The sequence below is a fragment of the Pseudomonas sp. GW821-FHT07B01 genome (assembly GCF_059419065.1).
Genome location: NZ_JBWKRA010000038.1, coordinates 17,315 through 35,980, shown reverse-complemented (window position 1 = coordinate 35,980; position 18,666 = coordinate 17,315). Strand labels below are relative to the sequence as shown.

Below are 18,666 nucleotides of genomic sequence, written 5' to 3'. Positions count from 1 at the left end.
AACTAATATGCAGCTGGCACACCGCATTCGCGAGCAAGCCCGCTCCCACAGTTTGACCGCGTTTTCACCATGGCTACCCTGTACAAGGACCTACATGTCGTTTGTCGAAATCAATCAAGTTCATCTGCTTGCAGCACTCTGGTTTGTCATCTGCTGGGGCGGCTACACCCGTTACGCAACGTGGAAAGCCCGGGACACGGCGTGCCTGGCCAGCGTGTTGCACCTGTACCGTGAAGACTGGATGCGCCGCATGCTGCTGCGCGACAACCGTATCGCCGACGCCAGTGTGATCGGTAACCTGGAGCGCAATGCCTCCTTCTTCGCCTCCAGCACCTTGATCATCCTCGCCGGTATTCTCACCGTGCTGGGGGCTTCGGAACGCGCAGTGTCATTGCTGGCGGACATTCCCATGGTGCAGCAGGCATCCCAGGGCATGTCGGAGATCAAGTTGCTGTGCCTGGCACTGGTGTTCGTCTACGCCTTTTTCACCTTCAGTTGGTGCATGCGCCAGTACAACTTCGCGGCGGTGCTGGTGGGCTCGGCGCCCATGATCGGTGAGCGGCATGTGTCGGAGCAGGAGCGCAAGGCATTTGCTCTGCGGGCGGCGCGAGTGATTTCGATGGCGGCCAACCAGTTCAACTTTGGCCTGCGCGCGTATTACTTTGGCATGACCATGCTGGCCTGGTTTGTCAGCCCCTGGTTGTTCATGTTGATGAGCAGCGGGGTGGTGTTGGTGCTGTACCGCCGCGAGTTCCATTCCGATGTATTGCAGGTGATGGTGTACACCCCTACCGATATGCCGGCAGTAGACGTTGTAAAAGACGGCGCACAGTAGCGTTGCAAGCAAATCGCAGACAAAGAAAAGCCCGCTTTAATCAGCGGGCTTTCTTTTTGCTGCAATACAGCTTCAAACCCTGCGATTACTGCTTGGCAGGTTCTGCAGGTGCGGCAGGTGCAGCTTCTTTTGCAGCAGCTTCGTTCGATTCGGCCTGAGCTTTGGCAGCTTCAGCGTTTTCTTTCGCAGCGTCGTTCACTTTATCCTGTGCTTTAGCCATGTCTTGCTGTGCTTGCTCAGAGTGTGCAGCGGCATCTTGGGCTTTGTCTTCGGATTTCTTGTCGCAGGCAGCCAGACCGAGAGCAGCGGCCAGCATCATGGAAATAGCTAATGTCTTACGCATGGGGTGTTTCTCCTTATTGAAGATATCTACTGGCCTTTCGAACCCAAGGGGCCAGCATTAGTTCCTTATGTCCCACAGATATATAGCATGTTTCGTACAGGAACTTTACCCAGTCATTCCAATCCGCCGAATTCACACTAATAAGAGTCTAAAAACAATGACCGAAAACCCTTTGTTAGAGCGTGCCGTGCGCTTCGTTTCGGCCCTGCGCCATTGCCATGTGCTGGGCGTGACGGTGCATGAAGCCAGCGAGGAGGGCATGACCCTCGTACTGCCTTATGGGCCGCATATCGTCGGTGACCCCCTGAGCGGGGTGATCCACGGCGGCGCGCTGACCTCATTGATGGACACCGCGTGCGGCATGGCAACCCTGTGCGTACTGCCCGAGTTCGAGGTGTGCCCCACCCTGGACCTGCGTATCGACTACATGCATCCCGCCGAACCCCATAAGCCGGTGTATGGCTTCGCGCAATGCTACCGGGTGACCACCGACGTGATCTTCACCCGTGGCGTTGCCTATCAGGATGACCCGCAACAACCTATCGCCCATGTGGTGGGCACATTCATGCGCATGGGCAAGCGCCTCAAAGGCACCCAAGGCTTGGGCACTGTCGTCAAGGGAGAACAGGCATGACGCATCGGTTCAAGACACGCCTGGAGCAAGCCCTCGATCGTGGCGACTACGATGCGCTGCTCGAGCTGGTGCCCTATGCCAGGCTGATCGGCATCGAATGCACCCGCCTTGGGGATGAGTTGCTGTTTCGCCTGCCGGCCAGCAAGGACAATATTGGTAACCCCATATTGCCAGCGTTGCATGGCGGGGTGATCGCCGGCTTCATGGAGCTGGCAGCCGCCATGCACCTGCTGGTGTTCACCGGCGCTCCGGGCCTGCCGAAAATCATCGACTTCTCCCTGGATTATCTGCGCGCCGGCCAGTTTCGGGACACTTATGCCAAGTGTCAGGTATGGCGCCAGGGCCGGCGCGTGGCCAACGTGGCGATTACCGCCTGGCAGAGCACGCCGGCCGAACCGATTGCCACTGCCCGGGCACATTTCAAAATTGAGGAATTGGTTCGCCCTTGAAATCCTGGTCTTAGTCCCCAACTTTGATGACAACCCGCCGCCAACCCTCAAGGGCGCGGCCACTGCCATCCAATTGGAGTTTGATGACCATGAGTGTGGAAACTCAAAAGGAAACCCTGGGCTTCCAGACCGAGGTGAAGCAACTGCTGCACCTCATGATCCATTCGCTGTATTCCAACAAGGAAATTTTCCTTCGCGAATTGATCTCGAACGCCTCTGACGCTGTCGATAAATTACGTTTCGAAGCCCTGTCCAAGCCCGAGTTGCTGGAAGGCGGCGCGGAACTCAAGATCCGTGTGAGCTACGACAAAGACGCCAAGACCGTCACCCTCGAAGACAACGGTATCGGCATGAGCCGTGACGATGCGATCACCCACCTGGGGACCATCGCCAAGTCCGGTACCGCAGATTTCATGAAGAACCTGTCGGGCGACCAGAAAAAAGACTCTCACCTGATCGGCCAATTCGGCGTGGGCTTCTATTCGGCCTTCATCGTCGCCGACAAGGTTGAAGTATTCAGCCGCCGCGCCGGCCTTGACGCCAGCGAAGGCGTGCACTGGGCTTCAAAAGGCGAGGGCGAATTTGAAATCGCCACTATCGACAAGGCTGACCGCGGCACGCGCATCGTGCTGCACTTGAAAGCCGGTGAAGACGAATTCGCCGATGGCTGGCGTCTGCGCAACATCATCAAGAAGTACTCCGACCACATCGCGTTGCCGATCGAGTTGCCCAAGGAACAGACCGTTGCCGAAGGCGAAGAAGCCCCTGCGGTGGAGTGGGAAACCGTCAACCGCGCCAGCGCCCTGTGGACCCGTCCGCGTACCGAGATCAAGGACGAGGAATACCAGGAGTTCTACAAGCACATCGGGCACGACTACGAGAACCCGCTGAGCTGGAGCCACAACAAGGTTGAAGGCAAGCTCGAATACAGCTCGCTGCTCTACGTACCGGCCCGTGCTCCGTTCGACCTGTACCAGCGTGAAGCGCCAAAAGGCCTGAAGCTGTACGTGCAGCGCGTGTTCGTAATGGACCAGGCGGAATCCTTCCTGCCGTTGTACCTGCGCTTTATCAAAGGTGTGGTCGACTCCAACGACCTGTCGCTGAACGTGTCGCGGGAAATCCTGCAGAAAGACCCGATCATCGACTCCATGAAGTCGGCGCTGACCAAGCGCGTACTCGACATGTTGGAAAAGCTGGCGAAGAACGAGCCTGAGCAATACAAGAGCTTCTGGAAAAACTTCGGTCAGGTCATGAAAGAAGGCCCGGCAGAAGATTTTGCCAACAAGGAAAAAATCGCCGGTTTGCTGCGTTTTGCCTCGACTCAAGGCGAAGACGGTGAGCAGGTTGTGTCCCTGGCTGACTACCTGGCACGTGCCAAGGAAGGTCAGGACAAGATCTACTACCTGACCGGCGAAACCTACGCTCAGGTCAAGAACAGCCCGCACCTGGAAGTCTTCCGCAAGAAAGGCATCGAAGTGCTGCTGCTGACCGACCGTATCGATGAGTGGCTGATGAGCTACCTCACCGAGTTCGACGGCAAAACCTTCGTCGACGTGGCCCGTGGTGACCTGGACCTGGGTAACCTGGACTCCGAAGAAGAGAAGAAAGAAGCCGAAGAAGTCGCCAAGTCCAAAGAGGGCCTGGTTGAGCGCATCAAGGCTTCCCTGGGCGAAGCGGTGAGTGAAGTGCGGGTTTCCCACCGCCTGACCGACTCTCCTGCGATCCTGGCCATCGGCGAGCAGGACCTGGGCATGCAGATGCGCCAGATCCTGGAAGCCAGCGGCCAGAAAGTGCCGGATTCCAAGCCCATCTTCGAATTCAACCCGTCTCACCCGCTGATCGAGAAACTCGATGGCGAGCAGAGCGAAGAGCGGTTTGGTGACCTGTCGCACATCCTCTTCGACCAGGCCGCCCTGGCAGCCGGCGACAGCTTGAAGGACCCGGCCGCGTATGTGCGCCGACTGAACAAGCTGTTGGTTGAATTGTCGGTTTAACACCGTTGTAGAAAAACCCGCTTCGGCGGGTTTTTTCGTTTGTGCGCACCTCAACTGGAGTGAATCATGAGCCAAGTCACTGTACGTTCCGTGGTCTATCAGATTGATGGCCAGTCTTATGAAAGCCGTCTGGCATTCGATGCCAGCCACAAGGGCCCGTTGCCGGGACTGCTGATGGCGCCGAACTGGATGGGCGTGAGTGCGGGGGCCGAAGAGATCGCGAAGGCCGTTGCCGGCAAAGGCTACGTGGTGCTGATTGCCGACCTCTACGGGCAAAACGTACGTCCTTCAAATGGCGATGAAGCGGGCGCGGCGATGATGCCGTTGAAGAATGATCGCCCGTTGCTGAACAAGCGCATGCAAGCCGCCTTCGAGCAACTGCAAGGCCAAGCTGAAGCCGCGGTGGACACGTCGAAACTGGCCACCTTCGGCTTCTGCTTTGGCGGTTGCTGCTCCCTGGAACTGGCCCGTACCGGCGCGCCGCTGAAGGCTGCCGTGTCGTTCCATGGCACTCTGGATACACCGAACCCCGCAGACGCGAAGAACATCAAGGGTTCAGTGCTGGTGCTGCATGGCGCCTCGGACCCGTTGGTGCCCAAAGAGCAACTGCCGGCGTTCGAAGATGAAATGAACGCGGCGGGTGTGGATTGGCAGTTGCTGAGCTACGGCGGTGCGGTGCATTCCTTCACCGACCCCCATGCCAATGTGCCAGGCAAGATGATGTACGACGCCAAGACCGCTGCGCGGGCTTTCCAGTCGATGCATAACTTGTTGGATGAAGTGTTCAAGGGCTGATTTCTCAGCGCCTGATCGGACGCCATCGCAGGCAAGCCAGCTCCTACATTCTAAAATGTGTATACCCATCAAATGTGGGAGCTGGCTTGCCTGCGATAGCTATTTCACAGGCAACTCGATTCTTTCTGACTCCCCCGGCACAGTCGGCCAATCCCCAGCCGCCCAACGCTGTCTCGCCTGCTCGATCACCGCCGGATCACTCGCCACAAAATTCCAGTTGATCCGTCGTGGCCCATCCAGCGGAGCCCCGCCAAATACCATCAGGTGGCAATCACTCTCGGCATACAGGGTCATCTCCTGCCCAGTCGGCAATACCACCAAGCTGTTCACCTCCAGGGCTTCACCGTCCAACTGCACCTCACCCTCCAGCACATACACCGCACGTTCCTCATGTTCATCAGGAATCAACAGGGTGGTGGCGGTTTGCATCTGTACCTCGGCATACAGCGTCGGCGACAGTACCGGCACCGGTGACCTGAGGCAAAAACCATCACCGGCGATCAAACGCACCTGCACGCCGAGGTTATCGCTTATCGGCAAGCTCGCCGCTGGGTGATGGCTGTAGTGTCCGGGCCCGGTCTCGTGGTCCTTGGGCGAGGCCAGCCACACCTGCAGGCCATGCAGGTTGAAACCCCTGGCCTTGACCGCTTCAGGTGTGCGCTCGACGTGGGCAATCGCGCTGCCGGCGGTCATCCAGCTGACATCGCCGGCTTGCACCACCTGGTCCGAGCCAAGGCTGTCCTTGTGCTGCAAGGTGCCTTCAAACAGGTAGGTGAGGGTGGACAGGCCGATATGAGGATGCTGGCGGATATTCATACCGTTACCCGGTGCGTAGCGGGTCGGCAGCATATGGTCGAAAAACACAAAGGGCCCGACGCTGCGGCATTCACGCGAGGGCAGGGGCCGCAGGATAGGCTGGCCTTCTACATCTTCGGGGCGAGGGCGAATCACGGTGAGAGTGGTCATGGGCATCCCAGTCTGAGCGGGTTGGATGCTTTGAGCATAACCCGCTCGATGGGAAGGTGGGGCTATTGGCTGAAGGCACCTTCCGACAATTTCGTCTCGATAGTGACTTCGGCAGTGGTCATCAGCTTATGTACCGGGCATTTATCGGCGACGCGGTGCAGTTCATCGCGCTGGGCGTCGGTGAGTACGCCCTTGAGGGTCAGCTTGACGTTGAGCTTGTATTTACCCTTTTGCTCTTCGGCGCTGTCGTGAGTGACCTCCACGGTCACGCCGGTCAGCGGGATAGCTTTTTTCTGCGCGTAGAGCCTTACGGTCAAGGCTTTGCACGACGCCAGCGCAGCATCGAAATAATCGTGGGGGGAGGGCGCCGAATCGTCACCGCCCAGGCTCTTGGGCAGGTCGGTAAACAGCTCGTGATTATTGATATTCACGCTGTGACGGAAGTTTTCAGCGTTCAGCGTATTAACGGTAACAGGCATGGCAAACCTCATAAGGGCGCAGGATGAAGGTCATGCAGTTATAGAGCATGCTGGCACTCCAGTGTTCCGGTTTTTTCCATGCTGAACCCTGAAGGCTGGCGCAAGGTCTACCCGTATCAACCCTTATTGAGGTTTTACCGTGTCTGGAGCCCGCCTGAGTCTTGCCTTGTTGCTCGCCGCCAGCAGCCTTGTCGCGCAGGCCCGTGACTATGCCTACAGCGACGCGCACCTGCATTACGTGGATTTCTTTCAGGAGACCGCCGGCATGGACAAGCTGCTCAAGGCCATGGCGGACAACCGCATTGAGCACGTCATGATTTCCGGGATTCCCGTGGCCAAGAAATGGCACGAAGACGAGCCCAAGCGTCCGCGCTATTACGCCGGTGACGACGCCGATGCTTATTGGTACAGCGCCACGGATGTGATCGTCGCGGCGGCAGTGAATAAACTTTCTCCTGCGCAACGCCAGCACTTTCACCCGTTCCTCGCCGGTTTCAATCCCAACGACAAGAACTCCGCCGCCCACATCCAGCGCATGCTCGACCTCAACCCTGGGCTGTGGCAGGGCATCGGTGAAGTGTTTACCCGCCATGATGACCTCACCGCGCTGACTTCCGGCGACACGCCGCGTGCCAATAACGAAGCCATGACGCGCATCTACCACCTGGCGGCCGAAAACGACCTGCCGGTGATGCTGCATTCCAACATCACCTCCAAACGTGAGCGCAACCCACTGTACCTGGCGGAAGTCGAGCAGCCGTTACGCAACCACCCGCACACGCGTTTTATCTGGGCCCATGCCGGTACCAGCAAGGAAATCCACCGTCATCAGGTGCAAATGGAGTTTTTGCTGCCCACCTTGGCGCGCCTGCTTGAGGCTTACCCCAACCTGTATATCGACTTGTCCTGGAGCATGCTCACACCGTATCTGCTGGACGACGCCGGCAAGCCACGGCCGCAATGGGTTGCGCTGGTGGAGCGCTTCCCGGATCGCTTCATGCTCGGCTCCGATGTTGTGGGGCGCTTCAATAAGTTGGGCAAGGAGATGCGCCGTTTCGATCCTTTCCTCGATGCGTTGCCCGAAGACGTTGCCCACAAGGTTGCGCGCGACAACTTCCTCGCCATCCTGCCCAAGCCGCATCGCGATGGCGACGCGCGTTGATATCGCGTTTTGATCTTACGCCAATGACCTCAGGTGCCGATAACGTCCAAGAGACCCGCTGCAGGTGGATGCAGTACTTTTGGAAGGAACCCTGGCATGAATATCCGCAGTTTGAATATCGCCCCTCGCGCCGGCCTGGGCTTTGGTGTGCTGGCGTTGATGGTGTTCGTCTTGGGCGGCTTTGCGCTGTTGCAGATGGCCAATATGCGCCAGCAGTCGGACCAGGTGGAGACCAATTGGCTGCCCAGCGTGATGGCGGTGGGGGAGATGAACCAGGATGTGTTGCGCATTCGGGCGCTGACGTTGCGCTTGCTGGTCAACCGTGACCCCCAGGCAGTGGCACAGAATGAGCAGAAAATCGCCGAGATCAAAACCGGTTTGCACCACGCTGAGGGCGTGTACGAGGCGTTGATCGTCTTGCCTGAGGAGCGCGTGCTGTTTGATCGCTTCAAGGTCGAGGAGCAGCAGTACCTGCAACGCCAGGAGCAGGTGGTGGGCTTATCCAAGGCCAATCGGCTGGAGGAGGCCATTGCGGTGGTCAATGGCGAAATGAATCAGATGGCCGACCAGATGGCCGTGACGCTGCGTGAGTTGGTCAATCTGAACAAGTCCAGCGCCAACGAGGCCGCCCGGCTGGCACAGCAGGTGTTCAGCCAGTCGCGGGTCTGGGTGATGACCATGATTGGCGTCACGGCGTTGATCACGATTGGCCTGGCGGTGTGGCTGACGCGCAGCATCGTGCTGCCGCTGGCACAGTCGTTGAAAGTGGCCCAGGGCGTTGCCAGTGGCGACTTGACGGGCGACATCAGGCTCAGTGGCAGCGACGAGCCGGCACGCTTGCAACAGGCGCTCAAGCGCATGCAGGAGAGCTTGCGCGACACTATCCGGCGCATATCAGAATCATCGAACCAATTGGCGTCGGCTTCCGAAGAACTCAGTTGCGTCACCGAGGATGCGACCCGTGGTTTGCACCAGCAGAACCAGGAAATCGAACAGGCGGCCACGGCAGTCAATCAGATGACGGTGGCGGTGGAGGAGGTGGCGAGCAATGCCGTGGCCACGTCCCAGGCGTCTCGCGAATCCGACCGCATTGCCCAGCAAGGGCGTGAACAGGTGCAGCAGACGGTGGTGTCGATTGAAGCCCTCGCGACCGATGTGACCGCCAATGTGACCCAGGTCGAAGCGCTGGCGCAAAAGGTCTATGGCATCAGCACAGTGCTGGATGTGATTCGCTCGATTGCCGAGCAAACCAACTTGCTGGCACTGAACGCGGCGATTGAAGCGGCGCGAGCAGGGGATGCCGGGCGCGGGTTCGCGGTGGTAGCCGATGAGGTGCGGGCCTTGGCTCATCGCACACAACAGTCGACCCAGGAAATCGAGCAGATGATCAGCGGGATTCAGCAGGGCACCGACCAGGCTGTCAGCTCGATGCAACAGAGCAACACACGGGCGCGCTCCACACTGGAGATCGCCAAATCGGCGGGCATGGCCCTGGAAGAGATTGCCTCGGCATTCACCTTGATCAACGAACGCAACCTAGTGATCGCCAGTGCCTCGGAGCAGCAGGCGGCGGTGGCGCGGGAGGTGGATCGTAACTTGATGAATATCCGCGACCTGGCGCACCAGACATCGACCGGGGCCAATCAGACCAGTGCAGCGAGCCAGGAGTTGTCGCGGTTGGCGGTGGATCTGAATTCGATGGTGGCGCGGTTTTCGGTGTAGGGCGGGGAACCGGGTTGGCCCAATCGCAGGCAAGCCAGCTCCCACACTGGACCGCGTTTCTTCAAGGTGAGCACGGTCGAATGTGGGAGCTGGCTTGCCTGCGATGAAGGCGACGCGGTTTCAAATCAAAGCACAAAAAAAGCCCCGAACCAGTCGGGGCTTTTTCATGTGATCAACCTGCGGGGCTTACTTGCCCTGCCAGCGCTTGAGTACCAAGGTGGCATTGGTGCCACCAAAACCAAAGCTGTTGCTCATCACGGTGTCGATCTTGGCGTTTTCAACGGTCTTGGTCAGGATCGGCATATCAGCCACAACCGGATCAATCTCGTCGATGTTGGCCGAGCCGGCCATGAAGTTGCCTTCCATCATCAGCAGGCAATAGATCGCTTCGTGAACGCCAGCGGCGCCCAGGGAGTGACCCGACAGGCTCTTGGTGGAGCTGATTTTCGGAGCCTTGTCGCCAAATACCGCACGCACGCCTTCCATTTCCTTGGCATCGCCGACCGGGGTCGAGGTGCCGTGGGTGTTCAGGTAGTCGATTGGGGTGTCGACGGTGGACATTGCCATCTGCATGCAGCGGATGGCGCCCTCACCGCTTGGCGCAACCATGTCGTAGCCGTCGGACGTCGCGCCGTAGCCAACGATTTCCGCGTAGATCTTCGCGCCACGGGCCAGGGCGTGTTCCAGCTCCTCGACCACCACCATGCCACCACCGCCGGCGATGACGAAACCGTCACGCTTGGCGTCGTAAGCGCGGGAGGCTTTTTCTGGGGTTTCGTTGTACTGGGTGGACAATGCGCCCATGGCGTCGAACAGGAACGACTGGCTCCAATGCTCTTCTTCACCGCCGCCGGCAAATACGATGTCCTGCTTGCCCAGTTGGATCTGCTCAACGGCAGTCCCGATGCAGTGGGCGCTAGTGGCGCATGCGGAGGAGATCGAGTAGTTCACACCCTTGATCTGGAATGGCGTAGCCAGGCAGGCGGAAACGGTGCTGCCCATGGTCCGCGTGACACGATAAGGGCCGACGCGCTTCACGCCTTTTTCGCGCAGGATGTCCAGCGCTTCCATCTGGTTGAGGGTCGATGCGCCGCCGGAGCCGGCGATCAGGCCGGTGCGTACGTTCGAAACCTGGTCTTCGCTCAGGCCGGAGTCGGCGATCGCGTCTTTCATGGCCAGGTAGGCGTAGGCGGCAGCGTGGCCGACGAAGCGATAGATCTTGCGATCGATCAGTTCTTCGAGGGGCAGGTCAATGGAGCCGGAAACCTGGCTACGCAGACCCATTTCGGCATATTCCGGGTTGAAGCGGATGCCAGGGCGACTTGCACGCAGGTTAGCGGTGACGGTCTCTTTGTCATTGCCCAGGCAAGAAACGATGCCCAGACCAGTGATAACGACGCGGCGCATGCGGATAACCCTTAAAAGTTGTCAGTGGAAGTAAATACGCCGACCCGAAGGCCTTCGGCAGTATAGATCTCGCGACCGTCGACAGTCACCGAACCGTCGGCGATGGCCAGGTTCAGCTTGCCCTTGAGGACGCGCTTGATTTGAATGTTGTAGGTGACTTTCTTGGCGCTCGGCAGTACCTGGCCAAAGAACTTCACTTCGCCCGAACCCAGGGCGCGACCGCGGCCCGGCAGGCCTTGCCAGCCCAGGTAGAAGCCAACCAGTTGCCACATGGCGTCAAGGCCCAGGCAACCTGGCATCACAGGGTCGCCTTCGAAGTGGCAAGCGAAGAACCACAGGTCAGGGGTGATATCCAGCTCGGCGACCAATTCACCTTTGCCGTACTTGCCACCCTCTTCGCTGATATGGGTGATGCGATCCACCATCAGCATGTTCGGGGCGGGCAGTTGCGCGTTACCTGGGCCGAACAGCTCACCGCGACTGCAGCGCAGCAGGTCTTCCCGAGTAAAGGCGTTTTGTTTGGTCATGCGAGCTCCTCAATAATCCCATGCGGCAGGGTAGGGCAAATCTTCCCGAACCGAATGAAGCGTTCATGCCTCATAGCGGCAGCCTACACATAGACTATTGCGTTGTAGTGAAAGTCACAGCGGCAAGGCACTGAATGTACACTTGTTCACTGAAATTTTAAACCGGGCCTGTTTATCAGCCCGTTCGGGTGCCTAAGACTGCCGCACTTTCGTCTTTCACGCCAGTCGCAGTTGGCTGATGGCGCGGCGCTATTGCACCCAGCGCTGCAGGATTTGCTGCAAATCCGTGCGTTTGAACGGCTTGGCCAGGTAATCGTTCATTCCGGCTGCCAGGCAGGCTTCGCGATCGCCCTGCAAGGCGTTGGCCGTCAGGGCGATGATCGGCAGATCGGCGCAGCCGGGCAGTTGGCGAATCTGCCGTGTGGCTTCGTAGCCGTCGATCAAGGGCAGGCGACAATCCATCAGGATGGCGGTGAAAATCAGGCTCTCGGCGCTGCGGATCGCCTCGGCGCCGTCCGTGGCCAGGCTGACTTCGAAGCCCAGGCTGCGCAGCATCGCTTCGACCACGGTGCGGTTGACCGGGTTGTCTTCCACCAGCAGCACATGGCGGCCATCGCCGGCGCTGGCTTTGCCAGGCGCGTCGGGAGCAGCGGCCGCCATTTGTTGCTGGTCGATGGCCAGCGGAATCTCCAAGGTGAACACCGAGCCTCGGCCTTCCTCGCTCTGGGCGCGCAAGGTGCCCCCCATGCGCTCGGCCAGAGTGCGCGCAATCGGCAGGCCCAGGCCCGTGCCACCGTAACGCCTGGAAATGGAGCTGTCTGCCTGCTGGAAGGCATCGAACATCAAATCCAGGCGTTCGGCGGAAATACCGATGCCGCTGTCACGCACGGTGCAGGTGAACCACACCAATTCATGGTCCAGGGTTTGCCAGTGGGGCTCGACGGTCACGCTGCCATGTTCGGTAAATTTCAATGCATTGCCGATCAGGTTCACCAGAATCTGGCGGATCCGCGTCGGGTCGCCGCGCACACGCAGAGCCTCCATGCCCATGGGAATGGGCAGTTCCAGGCTCAGCCCGCGCTGCTGGGCGCTGTGCTGGAAAGCCTGGGCGCAGCTGTTGATCAGATCGGCCAGGCTGAACGGAATATGTTCCAGTTCCAGGGCGGCGCGTTCAATGCGTGAGAAATCGAGGATGTCATTGATCACCTTGAGCAAATGCTCGGTGGACTCGCAAGCCAGCGCCGCGTACTCAGTCTGCTCCTCGGTCATCTCCGTGGTTTCCAGCAGTTGCAGCATGCCCAGCACGCCATTCATGGGCGTGCGCAGTTCGTGGCTCATCATCGCCAGGAAATCTGACTTGGCGTTGTTCGCCCGCTCGGCTTCTTCACGGGTCTGGATCAACTGGGCCATGGCTTGTTGCTGTTCGCGACTGGCCTGTTGAAGGCCCTCGGCCAGGTTGTTGATATGCCGCGAGAGGTCGCCCAATTCCGAGTCATCGACGATGGGCAGTGGCGTCTTGTAATCGCCTTGCTGGATGGCCTTGACCGCGTGTCCCATGGCGCTGATCGGCTGTGACAGGCTCGCCGACAAGCGTCGCGCCAGCAGGAAGGTAAACAGCAGGGCAAACAGCGCCAGGACTCCTGCCTTGAACAGGATCTCCTGCTGGCGCTGGCTGAACGCATCATTGGACATGCCCACGATCACCCGTCCCAGGTAGTCCGCGCGGGGGGCCTTGGGTTCGCTGAGGTTGTCCTGGAAAAAGTCGTTGTTGAGCTGGATGTGTTGCAGGCGGATCGGTGCCTGGAACACCTTCACCGACAGCGAACGGTCATGCCGCTCGGATGGCTGCTCCACATACACCAGGATGTTCTCGGCGCTGTCCTGGATCTCCAGGAAGCGCACATGGGGTGTGGCCAAGGTCGCACGCAGCAGGGTTTCAAGCACATCGTTGTTGCCGGAAATCACGCCGTACTCAGTGGCGGGCGCCAACTGGTTGGCGATCAATTGACCGGTGTGGTCCAGCTCCTGGCGCAAGTCCTGGATGCGCACGAAGGTGAAGAAGGTGATGAGCAGCAGGGTCAACAGCAGCGCGGGGCCCAGGGTAATGAGCTGGGTGCGGGTGTTGATATCCCAACGACGGCGCAAGGTCATGGGCGTTGTTCTCCTTCGGCCAGGCGGGTGGCAACGGCGATTTCATCGACCTGTTCGATGCCCAGTGAGCGCGCGACTTGCGGGTTGCCCACGACTTTGAAGTACTGCGGGTAGAGCGTGCTGGGCCAACTGGCCGGCGGCTGGTCCAGCAGTTGGTCCAGCACCGCGAGCCAGTCGGATTGATCGCTGTAGGTGCTGGCCAGGCTGCCGGCCCGCACAAACCCAGCATTGGGCCCCACCAACGGCAGTTGTTGGGCGTAGCTGCTCAGCAACAGGTTTTTTACGGTCTTGGGGTTGTACAGCTGCGGATCGTCGAGGCCCAGTAGCACGTCGCTGTTTTTGAACAGGGTTTGCAGTGGGCGACTGTCGCTGGTGTTGTCCCAGGGCTGGGGCATGATTTCCAGGCCCAAGGGTTTGGCGAACTGGATCAGTTCGCGCAGCAGGAATTCGCTATCGACGCCGTACAGCACGCCGACGCGCCGGACCTGGGGCAGGATATTGGCGATCAGGCGCAGCTGACGTTCCAGCGGCGGGTCGCTCCATAGCAGACTGATTTTTGCCGGGTGGGAGTTGCCCAGGCGTTGTCGGGCCTGCAGGCGGCTGATGCGCAGCACAAGGGTTGGTGGCCCCTGAGCATCCTGCAGGCGCCAGTCCAGACCTGGCAGGTCAAGGAGAATCAGGCGTGTGCTGGCAGGCAGGTGACTGGGCGCTGGCAACTGCTTGAGTGGCGTGAAGCTGACCTGGTCGTCGGGGCGTTGTTGGGCAAGGGCCTGGGTAAAGGCGCGCACGCCGGCGCTGTCTTCGGCGGCCGTCAGCAGAATGTCGGCACTCCACGCCGGCGCCGTCAGCAGCAGGCAGGCGAGCAGCAGGCCGCGGCGCCAAAACCGTGAAACCAACAAGAGGGTCATCCGTGACTGGTCGGCCATGTCAGAAGTCCAGCTCGGCGCTGAAGTAGAGAACGTGGCGATGGTCGTAGTTGTTGTCGGCCCAGGTGGTGGGCTGGTCATCCAGGCGTTGCTGCAACATGCCCGCCAGCTCCACATTGGCTTTGCCTACGGCAATGCGCTTGGCCACCCGCAGGTCGACCCGCTGGAAGCGATATTGGTTGAGTGCGTCGTCGCCATAGTAGAACAAGGCGCTGGACCAACCCTGGCCCCACTCACGCAGCCAACCGGCCGAGCCACTGTTACGCGCGGTTTGCGCTTTGTCCAGCGGGTTGCTGGAGGTGGCGTCTACATAAGCATAGGTCAGGCGCAGGCGGTCGGCGTCACTCACGCGCCAGTCGAACTGCGACTCGGCACCGCTAAAACGCGAGCTGTTGGCGTTGCTGGCGATGTATTGGTTGTTGCGCAGCGGCGAGCTGATCATGTCGGTGATTTCGTCATAGAACAGCTTCACGTCGACATTCAGCCCCAGCTCGGCAAAGAAGCCGTTGTAGCCCAGCTCGCGTGAGCGCATCAACTCTTTGTCGAGGTTGCCGGGGCCGCGCGTCACGACAAAATATTGCCCGGCGTTTTGCCCGTAGGTCGGGGAGCTGAGATTGGTGACACGGTAGCTCCAGTTGACGTTGTTCTCGAACATGTCCGGCGAGCGGATCGCCTCGGAGTACACCGCGCGCAAGCCGTGGCGGGGGTTGATCAGGTAATTGACCGCCACACGCGGCGTCAGCGAGTTGCCGCTCAGGTGGGTGTCTTCGTACATGGCGCCACCTTGCAGCAGCCAGTGTTCGCTGGCGCGCCATTCCAGATGCCCGAACAGACGCCAGGTGGTGTCGTCCAGGGTGCCATTGAAGTAGGTTTCGGAGTCGGCGCGGTCATAGCGGTAATTCATACCGCTGACTAGGCGCAGGCTGTCGGAGAGGCTGAGCGTGTCCTGGATCTCCACGTCGTAGCGGCTTTCGCGGGTGCTCTGGTCGATATCGCCGCACACGCTTTGGTTGGCACCGTTGCGCCACTGGTCCAGCACCTGGTTGGCCAAGGCCTGTTCGGCGGCGTTACCCGGTGGGGCGGAGCCCTGGCTGTAGGTGTCCATGTGCCGTGCCAGCAATTCGGCATAGTTGGGGTTGAGCTGCCATAACTGGGTCAGTTCAGGGCTGAACGAGGCCTTGGCGTCACAGGCTTTCCAGATTTGCTTGCGGTCCCATTGCTGTGCCGAGCCCTGGATATACAGGCTGTGGTCGGGGTTAAAGTCGAAGTTCCAGCGCAGGGAGCCTGCGTAGTCCTTGGCGGTGACATCGGAATTGGTGCCGCCTTCGGTAATTCCGGCAAACACCGGGGCGTAGGTATAAGGGCGCTGGTTGGTGCCTTCCTTGACGTTCAGTTGCCAATCGAGACTTTGTTGCGCGTTCAAGGCCTGGCTCACCGCCAGGCTGAAACGGTTGAGGCGACGGCCGTCACGGCGGTCGGCGCCGACCGCGTCGCTATCAAAACCATCGTCCTGTTGCCCGGACAGAGACAAGCGCAAATCGCCGGTCTCCCAGCCCACACCCTGGCTGGCATAGAAGTCATTGATGCCACGCTCGCCACGGATGACCTTTACCCGCGAGCCGTGGCTGTTGGCTGGCGAGCGGGTGAGGATATTCACCACCGCCATCAGCGCATTGGCACCGTAGCTGACGGTGTTGGGGCCGCGAAAGACCTCGATGCGCTCGATGTCCTCCATGGCCACTGGGATATCGCTCCAATCCACCGTGGCCAGGCCGGCGCGGTAGACCGAGCGACCGTCGATCAATACCTGCATGCGCCGTGCGTCACTGGCGCTGGTGCCGTGGTAATTCACCGACGCCTGGTTGCCGCCGGTGTAGCCGACCATCATCCCCGGGACCAGCCGCAGCAGTTCTGAGATGTCCCGGGCACCGCTGGCCTTGATCAGCTCACTGTCGATCACCGTCATGCTGCCGGGCACGGCGGCGGCCGATTGCTTGAGTCGCGTGGCGGTCAAGACCTGCGGCAGCGGCTGGCTGTCGAGGAACAGATCGTCGGCCTGCGCGCAGGTAGCGCACAACAGCACCAACAACAATGATGAGCGAGGAGGAGGGCCCAGATACACGGCACGGCCTTGTTAATTGCGGATAGCCGCCCATGTTAACCGAGGCGCGGCTGTTTGCCAGTCGTCGGACTTGCATTTACTTCGCATGCTTCTGGCATTTTCTGACGAGCGCGAATTGATACGGGGGCTGGCCGCAAGCAAGGCGCTCCGTATAATGCCGCCATCGCCACTGGTATGGATTAACGGATTGCATATGACTGAACAGCGCCCTATTGCGGTCCTGGGAGGCGGAAGTTTTGGTACCGCCGTGGCTAACCTGCTGGCCGAGAACGGTCACGCGGTGCGCCAGTGGATGCGCGATCCCGAACAGGCCGAAGCCATTCGCGTGCATCGCGAAAACCCTCGTTACCTTAAAGGTATCAAGATTCATCCCGCCGTCGAGCCGGTGACCGACCTGCTGGAAACCCTCACGGCCTGCGACCTGTGCTTTGTCGCGCTGCCTTCCAGCGCCTTGCGCTCGGTATTGGCGCCCCACGCCGAACGCCTGGCCGGCAAGTTGCTGGTCAGCCTGACCAAGGGCATCGAAGCCCACACTTTCAAGTTGATGAGTGAAATCCTCACCGAAATCGCCCCTCAGGCGCGCATTGGCGTGCTGTCCGGGCCAAACCTTGCTCGGGAAGTCGCCGAGCACGCGTTGACCGCCACCGTGGTCGCCAGTGAAGACGAGGCCTTGTGCGAGCGTGTCCAGGCCGTGCTGCATGGCCGTACTTTCCGGGTCTATGCCAGCGGCGATCGCTTCGGCGTCGAATTGGGCGGGGCCTTGAAGAACGTCTACGCGATCATTGCTGGCATGGCCGTGGCCCTGGGCATGGGCGAAAACACCAAGAGCATGCTGATTACCCGCGCACTGGCCGAGATGACGCGTTTTGCGGTGAACCAGGGCGCCAACCCGATGACCTTCCTCGGCCTGGCGGGCGTGGGTGACTTGATCGTCACCTGCTCATCGCCTAAAAGCCGCAACTATCAGGTTGGATTTGCCTTGGGCCAAGGGCTGAGCCTGGAGGAGGCGGTGACGCGTCTGGGTGAAGTGGCCGAAGGGGTCAACACCCTCAAGGTTTTGAAGGCCAAGGCCCAGGAAGTGGGCGTGTACATGCCGCTGGTCGCCGGCCTGCATGCGATCCTGTTCGAAGGGCGCACCCTGAACCAGGTCATCGAGTTGCTGATGCGGGCCGAGCCCAAGACCGATGTCGACTTTATTTCCACCAGTGGTTTCAACTGAGGAGCGCGTCATGAACGATCCCAAAGCTGCCCCCCCATACGAGTCGATTGTCTTGCGCATCCTGTGGATGCTGGTATTTGCGCTGGTGTGGCAGGTAGCCCAATTCCTGCTCGGTGCGCTGGTGGTGGTGCAATTGGTTTACCGGCTGATCTACGGCGCACCGAACCTGGGCCTGATGAATTTTGGGGACAGCCTCAGCCAGTTCCTGGCGCAGATTGGCCGCTTCGGCAGTTTCCACACCGAGCAAAAGCCCTGGCCGTTCGCCGATTGGCCAACCCCACGCGCCCCCGAAGGCGAAGCGGCCCACAGCGTACCGCCGGCACCGCACCCGGTGCGTGATGAAGAGCCGAAGCTATGAAGGTGTGGATTCTGCGTCACGGCGAGGCCCAAGCGCATGCGCGCACGGACGCCGAGCGCAACCTCACCGAGCACGGGCGCGCCGAAGTATTGCGCAGTGCTACGCATCTGATTGGCCAGCCCTTGGGCGCCATCATTGCCAGCCCTTATGTAAGGGCGCAGCAGACGGCGCAGTTGGTGCGCGATGTGCTGGGCTTTGAGCCTGAGATCCGCACGGTGCCGTGGCTGACGCCCGATGGGGATGTCCAGCGAGTGCTGGAGAAACTCGACGCCGATGACAACGTGCTGTTGGTTAGCCACCAACCGCTGGTGGGTAGCCTGATCAGTTTTCTGCAGCATGGGCACCAGCGCCAGCCACAGCCGATGTACACGGCCAGCCTGGCGGAGCTTGAGGGTGACTTTCCGTTGGCTGGCTTGATGAGTCTGGTGGGTGTGAAGAATCCCTAGGCATCGTGCGACGCTGTGGCGAGGGCGCTTGCTCCCGCGACGGCCTGCCGCCGACGCCTATCTCGCTGACACCCCGCGATCCAATTGTGGGAGCTGGCTTGCCTGCGATGACGACCTGACAGGCGACACTG

The 18,666-nt window shown here is 60.1% G+C and carries 18 protein-coding genes; 10 read left to right on the top strand and 8 right to left on the bottom strand.

Going from position 1 to position 18,666, the window contains the following annotated elements; genetic code table 11:
* Nucleotides 1-94 precede the first annotated feature (94 nt).
* Nucleotides 95-835 (top strand): DUF599 domain-containing protein, encoded by a 741-nt coding sequence (locus AC07S6_RS26360; protein ID WP_197880873.1) that lies wholly within the window; start codon nucleotides 95-97, stop codon nucleotides 833-835.
* A gap of 85 nt (nucleotides 836-920) precedes the next feature.
* Here AC07S6_RS26360 and AC07S6_RS26355 read toward each other — a convergent pair whose 3' ends face one another.
* The gene (locus tag AC07S6_RS26355) at nucleotides 921-1,178 is read right to left on the bottom strand and encodes a hypothetical protein (RefSeq protein WP_003190018.1); all 258 of its coding nucleotides are present in this window, start codon (nucleotides 1,176-1,178) and stop codon (nucleotides 921-923) included.
* Nucleotides 1,179-1,335: 157 nt separating this feature from the next.
* On the opposite strand from AC07S6_RS26355, the gene AC07S6_RS26350 reads away from it, so the two are divergent.
* The 4 genes from AC07S6_RS26350 (at nucleotide 1,336) to AC07S6_RS26335 (ending at nucleotide 5,050) form a co-directional block, all read left to right on the top strand.
* A complete protein-coding gene (locus AC07S6_RS26350) occupies nucleotides 1,336-1,812 on the top strand; it encodes a PaaI family thioesterase (protein WP_073453057.1) in 477 nt (158 codons plus the stop codon).
* Nucleotides 1,809-2,261: a PaaI family thioesterase gene (locus AC07S6_RS26345; protein WP_186526665.1), complete on the top strand. Its 453-nt coding sequence runs from the start codon at nucleotides 1,809-1,811 to the stop codon at nucleotides 2,259-2,261. The genes AC07S6_RS26350 and AC07S6_RS26345 overlap by 4 nt, the downstream gene beginning before the upstream one ends.
* An 89-nt stretch (nucleotides 2,262-2,350) precedes the next feature.
* Entirely contained in the window at nucleotides 2,351-4,255 is a 1,905-nt protein-coding gene (gene htpG / locus AC07S6_RS26340) for a molecular chaperone HtpG (protein WP_014717738.1), read from the top strand.
* 66 nt (nucleotides 4,256-4,321) lie between these two features.
* Nucleotides 4,322-5,050, top strand: coding sequence for a dienelactone hydrolase family protein (locus AC07S6_RS26335; RefSeq protein WP_034127198.1), 729 nt, complete (start codon nucleotides 4,322-4,324; stop codon nucleotides 5,048-5,050).
* Nucleotides 5,051-5,149: 99 nt separating this feature from the next.
* Here AC07S6_RS26335 and AC07S6_RS26330 read toward each other — a convergent pair whose 3' ends face one another.
* Both AC07S6_RS26330 and AC07S6_RS26325 read right to left on the bottom strand, forming a co-directional pair.
* Entirely contained in the window at nucleotides 5,150-6,016 is an 867-nt protein-coding gene (locus tag AC07S6_RS26330; protein ID WP_054920074.1) for a pirin family protein, read from the bottom strand.
* Between the two features lie 62 nt (nucleotides 6,017-6,078).
* Nucleotides 6,079-6,495 (bottom strand): OsmC family protein, encoded by a 417-nt coding sequence (locus AC07S6_RS26325; RefSeq protein WP_014717741.1) that lies wholly within the window; start codon nucleotides 6,493-6,495, stop codon nucleotides 6,079-6,081.
* A gap of 139 nt (nucleotides 6,496-6,634) precedes the next feature.
* Between AC07S6_RS26325 and AC07S6_RS26320 the strand changes: the two genes are divergently transcribed.
* Both AC07S6_RS26320 and AC07S6_RS26315 read left to right on the top strand, forming a co-directional pair.
* The gene (locus tag AC07S6_RS26320) at nucleotides 6,635-7,657 is read left to right on the top strand and encodes an amidohydrolase family protein (RefSeq protein WP_495113341.1); all 1,023 of its coding nucleotides are present in this window, start codon (nucleotides 6,635-6,637) and stop codon (nucleotides 7,655-7,657) included.
* A gap of 96 nt (nucleotides 7,658-7,753) precedes the next feature.
* On the top strand, nucleotides 7,754-9,379 hold the full coding sequence (locus tag AC07S6_RS26315) for a methyl-accepting chemotaxis protein (RefSeq protein WP_020301701.1): 1,626 nt from the start codon (nucleotides 7,754-7,756) through the stop codon (nucleotides 9,377-9,379).
* Between the two features lie 186 nt (nucleotides 9,380-9,565).
* Here AC07S6_RS26315 and fabB read toward each other — a convergent pair whose 3' ends face one another.
* From fabB to AC07S6_RS26290, 5 genes are all read right to left on the bottom strand, one after another.
* Nucleotides 9,566-10,786: a beta-ketoacyl-ACP synthase I gene (gene fabB, locus AC07S6_RS26310; RefSeq protein WP_003190033.1), complete on the bottom strand. Its 1,221-nt coding sequence runs from the start codon at nucleotides 10,784-10,786 to the stop codon at nucleotides 9,566-9,568.
* 11 nt (nucleotides 10,787-10,797) lie between these two features.
* Nucleotides 10,798-11,313 carry a 3-hydroxyacyl-[acyl-carrier-protein] dehydratase FabA gene (fabA, locus tag AC07S6_RS26305; protein WP_003190035.1) on the bottom strand — a complete coding sequence of 172 codons (516 nt, stop codon included), beginning with the start codon at nucleotides 11,311-11,313 and terminating at the stop codon, nucleotides 10,798-10,800.
* Nucleotides 11,314-11,562: 249 nt separating this feature from the next.
* Nucleotides 11,563-13,464 (bottom strand): ATP-binding protein, encoded by a 1,902-nt coding sequence (locus tag AC07S6_RS26300; RefSeq protein ID WP_096142947.1) that lies wholly within the window; start codon nucleotides 13,462-13,464, stop codon nucleotides 11,563-11,565.
* Complete coding sequence (locus tag AC07S6_RS26295; protein WP_495113340.1) at nucleotides 13,461-14,390, bottom strand: ABC transporter substrate-binding protein; 930 nt, start codon at nucleotides 14,388-14,390, stop codon at nucleotides 13,461-13,463. The genes AC07S6_RS26300 and AC07S6_RS26295 overlap by 4 nt, the downstream gene beginning before the upstream one ends.
* 1 nt (nucleotide 14,391) lies before the next feature.
* Nucleotides 14,392-16,512: a TonB-dependent receptor plug domain-containing protein gene (locus AC07S6_RS26290; protein WP_490613572.1), complete on the bottom strand. Its 2,121-nt coding sequence runs from the start codon at nucleotides 16,510-16,512 to the stop codon at nucleotides 14,392-14,394.
* 193 nt (nucleotides 16,513-16,705) lie between these two features.
* On the opposite strand from AC07S6_RS26290, the gene AC07S6_RS26285 reads away from it, so the two are divergent.
* Genes AC07S6_RS26285 through sixA form a run of 3 tightly spaced genes read left to right on the top strand, consistent with a single transcriptional unit; the run spans nucleotide 16,706 to nucleotide 18,535 of the window.
* Complete coding sequence (locus tag AC07S6_RS26285) at nucleotides 16,706-17,731, top strand: NAD(P)H-dependent glycerol-3-phosphate dehydrogenase (protein ID WP_034127205.1); 1,026 nt, start codon at nucleotides 16,706-16,708, stop codon at nucleotides 17,729-17,731.
* Between the two features lie 10 nt (nucleotides 17,732-17,741).
* Complete coding sequence (locus AC07S6_RS26280) at nucleotides 17,742-18,089, top strand: DUF4389 domain-containing protein (protein WP_054899024.1); 348 nt, start codon at nucleotides 17,742-17,744, stop codon at nucleotides 18,087-18,089.
* Nucleotides 18,086-18,535 (top strand): phosphohistidine phosphatase SixA, encoded by a 450-nt coding sequence (gene sixA, locus AC07S6_RS26275; protein ID WP_197880857.1) that lies wholly within the window; start codon nucleotides 18,086-18,088, stop codon nucleotides 18,533-18,535. Before AC07S6_RS26280 ends, sixA begins: the two co-directional genes overlap by 4 nt.
* The last annotated feature ends 131 nt before the right edge of the window (nucleotides 18,536-18,666 follow it).

Bases quoted from the DNA above. Each gene is read 5' to 3' on its own strand.
- AC07S6_RS26355 (WP_003190018.1), bottom strand. From the start codon at position 1,178: ATGCGTAAGACATTAGCTATTTCCATGATGCTGGCCGCTGCTCTCGGT.
- AC07S6_RS26300 (WP_096142947.1), bottom strand. From the start codon at position 13,464: ATGACCTTGCGCCGTCGTTGGGATATCAACACCCGCACCCAGCTCATT.
- AC07S6_RS26325 (WP_014717741.1), bottom strand. From the start codon at position 6,495: ATGCCTGTTACCGTTAATACGCTGAACGCTGAAAACTTCCGTCACAGC.
- htpG (WP_014717738.1), top strand. From the start codon at position 2,351: ATGAGTGTGGAAACTCAAAAGGAAACCCTGGGCTTCCAGACCGAGGTG.
- AC07S6_RS26335 (WP_034127198.1), top strand. From the start codon at position 4,322: ATGAGCCAAGTCACTGTACGTTCCGTGGTCTATCAGATTGATGGCCAG.
- AC07S6_RS26285 (WP_034127205.1), top strand. From the start codon at position 16,706: ATGACTGAACAGCGCCCTATTGCGGTCCTGGGAGGCGGAAGTTTTGGT.
- AC07S6_RS26350 (WP_073453057.1), top strand. From the start codon at position 1,336: ATGACCGAAAACCCTTTGTTAGAGCGTGCCGTGCGCTTCGTTTCGGCC.
- AC07S6_RS26315 (WP_020301701.1), top strand. From the start codon at position 7,754: ATGAATATCCGCAGTTTGAATATCGCCCCTCGCGCCGGCCTGGGCTTT.
- AC07S6_RS26360 (WP_197880873.1), top strand. From the start codon at position 95: ATGTCGTTTGTCGAAATCAATCAAGTTCATCTGCTTGCAGCACTCTGG.
- AC07S6_RS26330 (WP_054920074.1), bottom strand. From the start codon at position 6,016: ATGACCACTCTCACCGTGATTCGCCCTCGCCCCGAAGATGTAGAAGGC.
- sixA (WP_197880857.1), top strand. From the start codon at position 18,086: ATGAAGGTGTGGATTCTGCGTCACGGCGAGGCCCAAGCGCATGCGCGC.
- AC07S6_RS26345 (WP_186526665.1), top strand. From the start codon at position 1,809: ATGACGCATCGGTTCAAGACACGCCTGGAGCAAGCCCTCGATCGTGGC.
- fabA (WP_003190035.1), bottom strand. From the start codon at position 11,313: ATGACCAAACAAAACGCCTTTACTCGGGAAGACCTGCTGCGCTGCAGT.
- AC07S6_RS26280 (WP_054899024.1), top strand. From the start codon at position 17,742: ATGAACGATCCCAAAGCTGCCCCCCCATACGAGTCGATTGTCTTGCGC.
- AC07S6_RS26295 (WP_495113340.1), bottom strand. From the start codon at position 14,390: ATGGCCGACCAGTCACGGATGACCCTCTTGTTGGTTTCACGGTTTTGG.
- fabB (WP_003190033.1), bottom strand. From the start codon at position 10,786: ATGCGCCGCGTCGTTATCACTGGTCTGGGCATCGTTTCTTGCCTGGGC.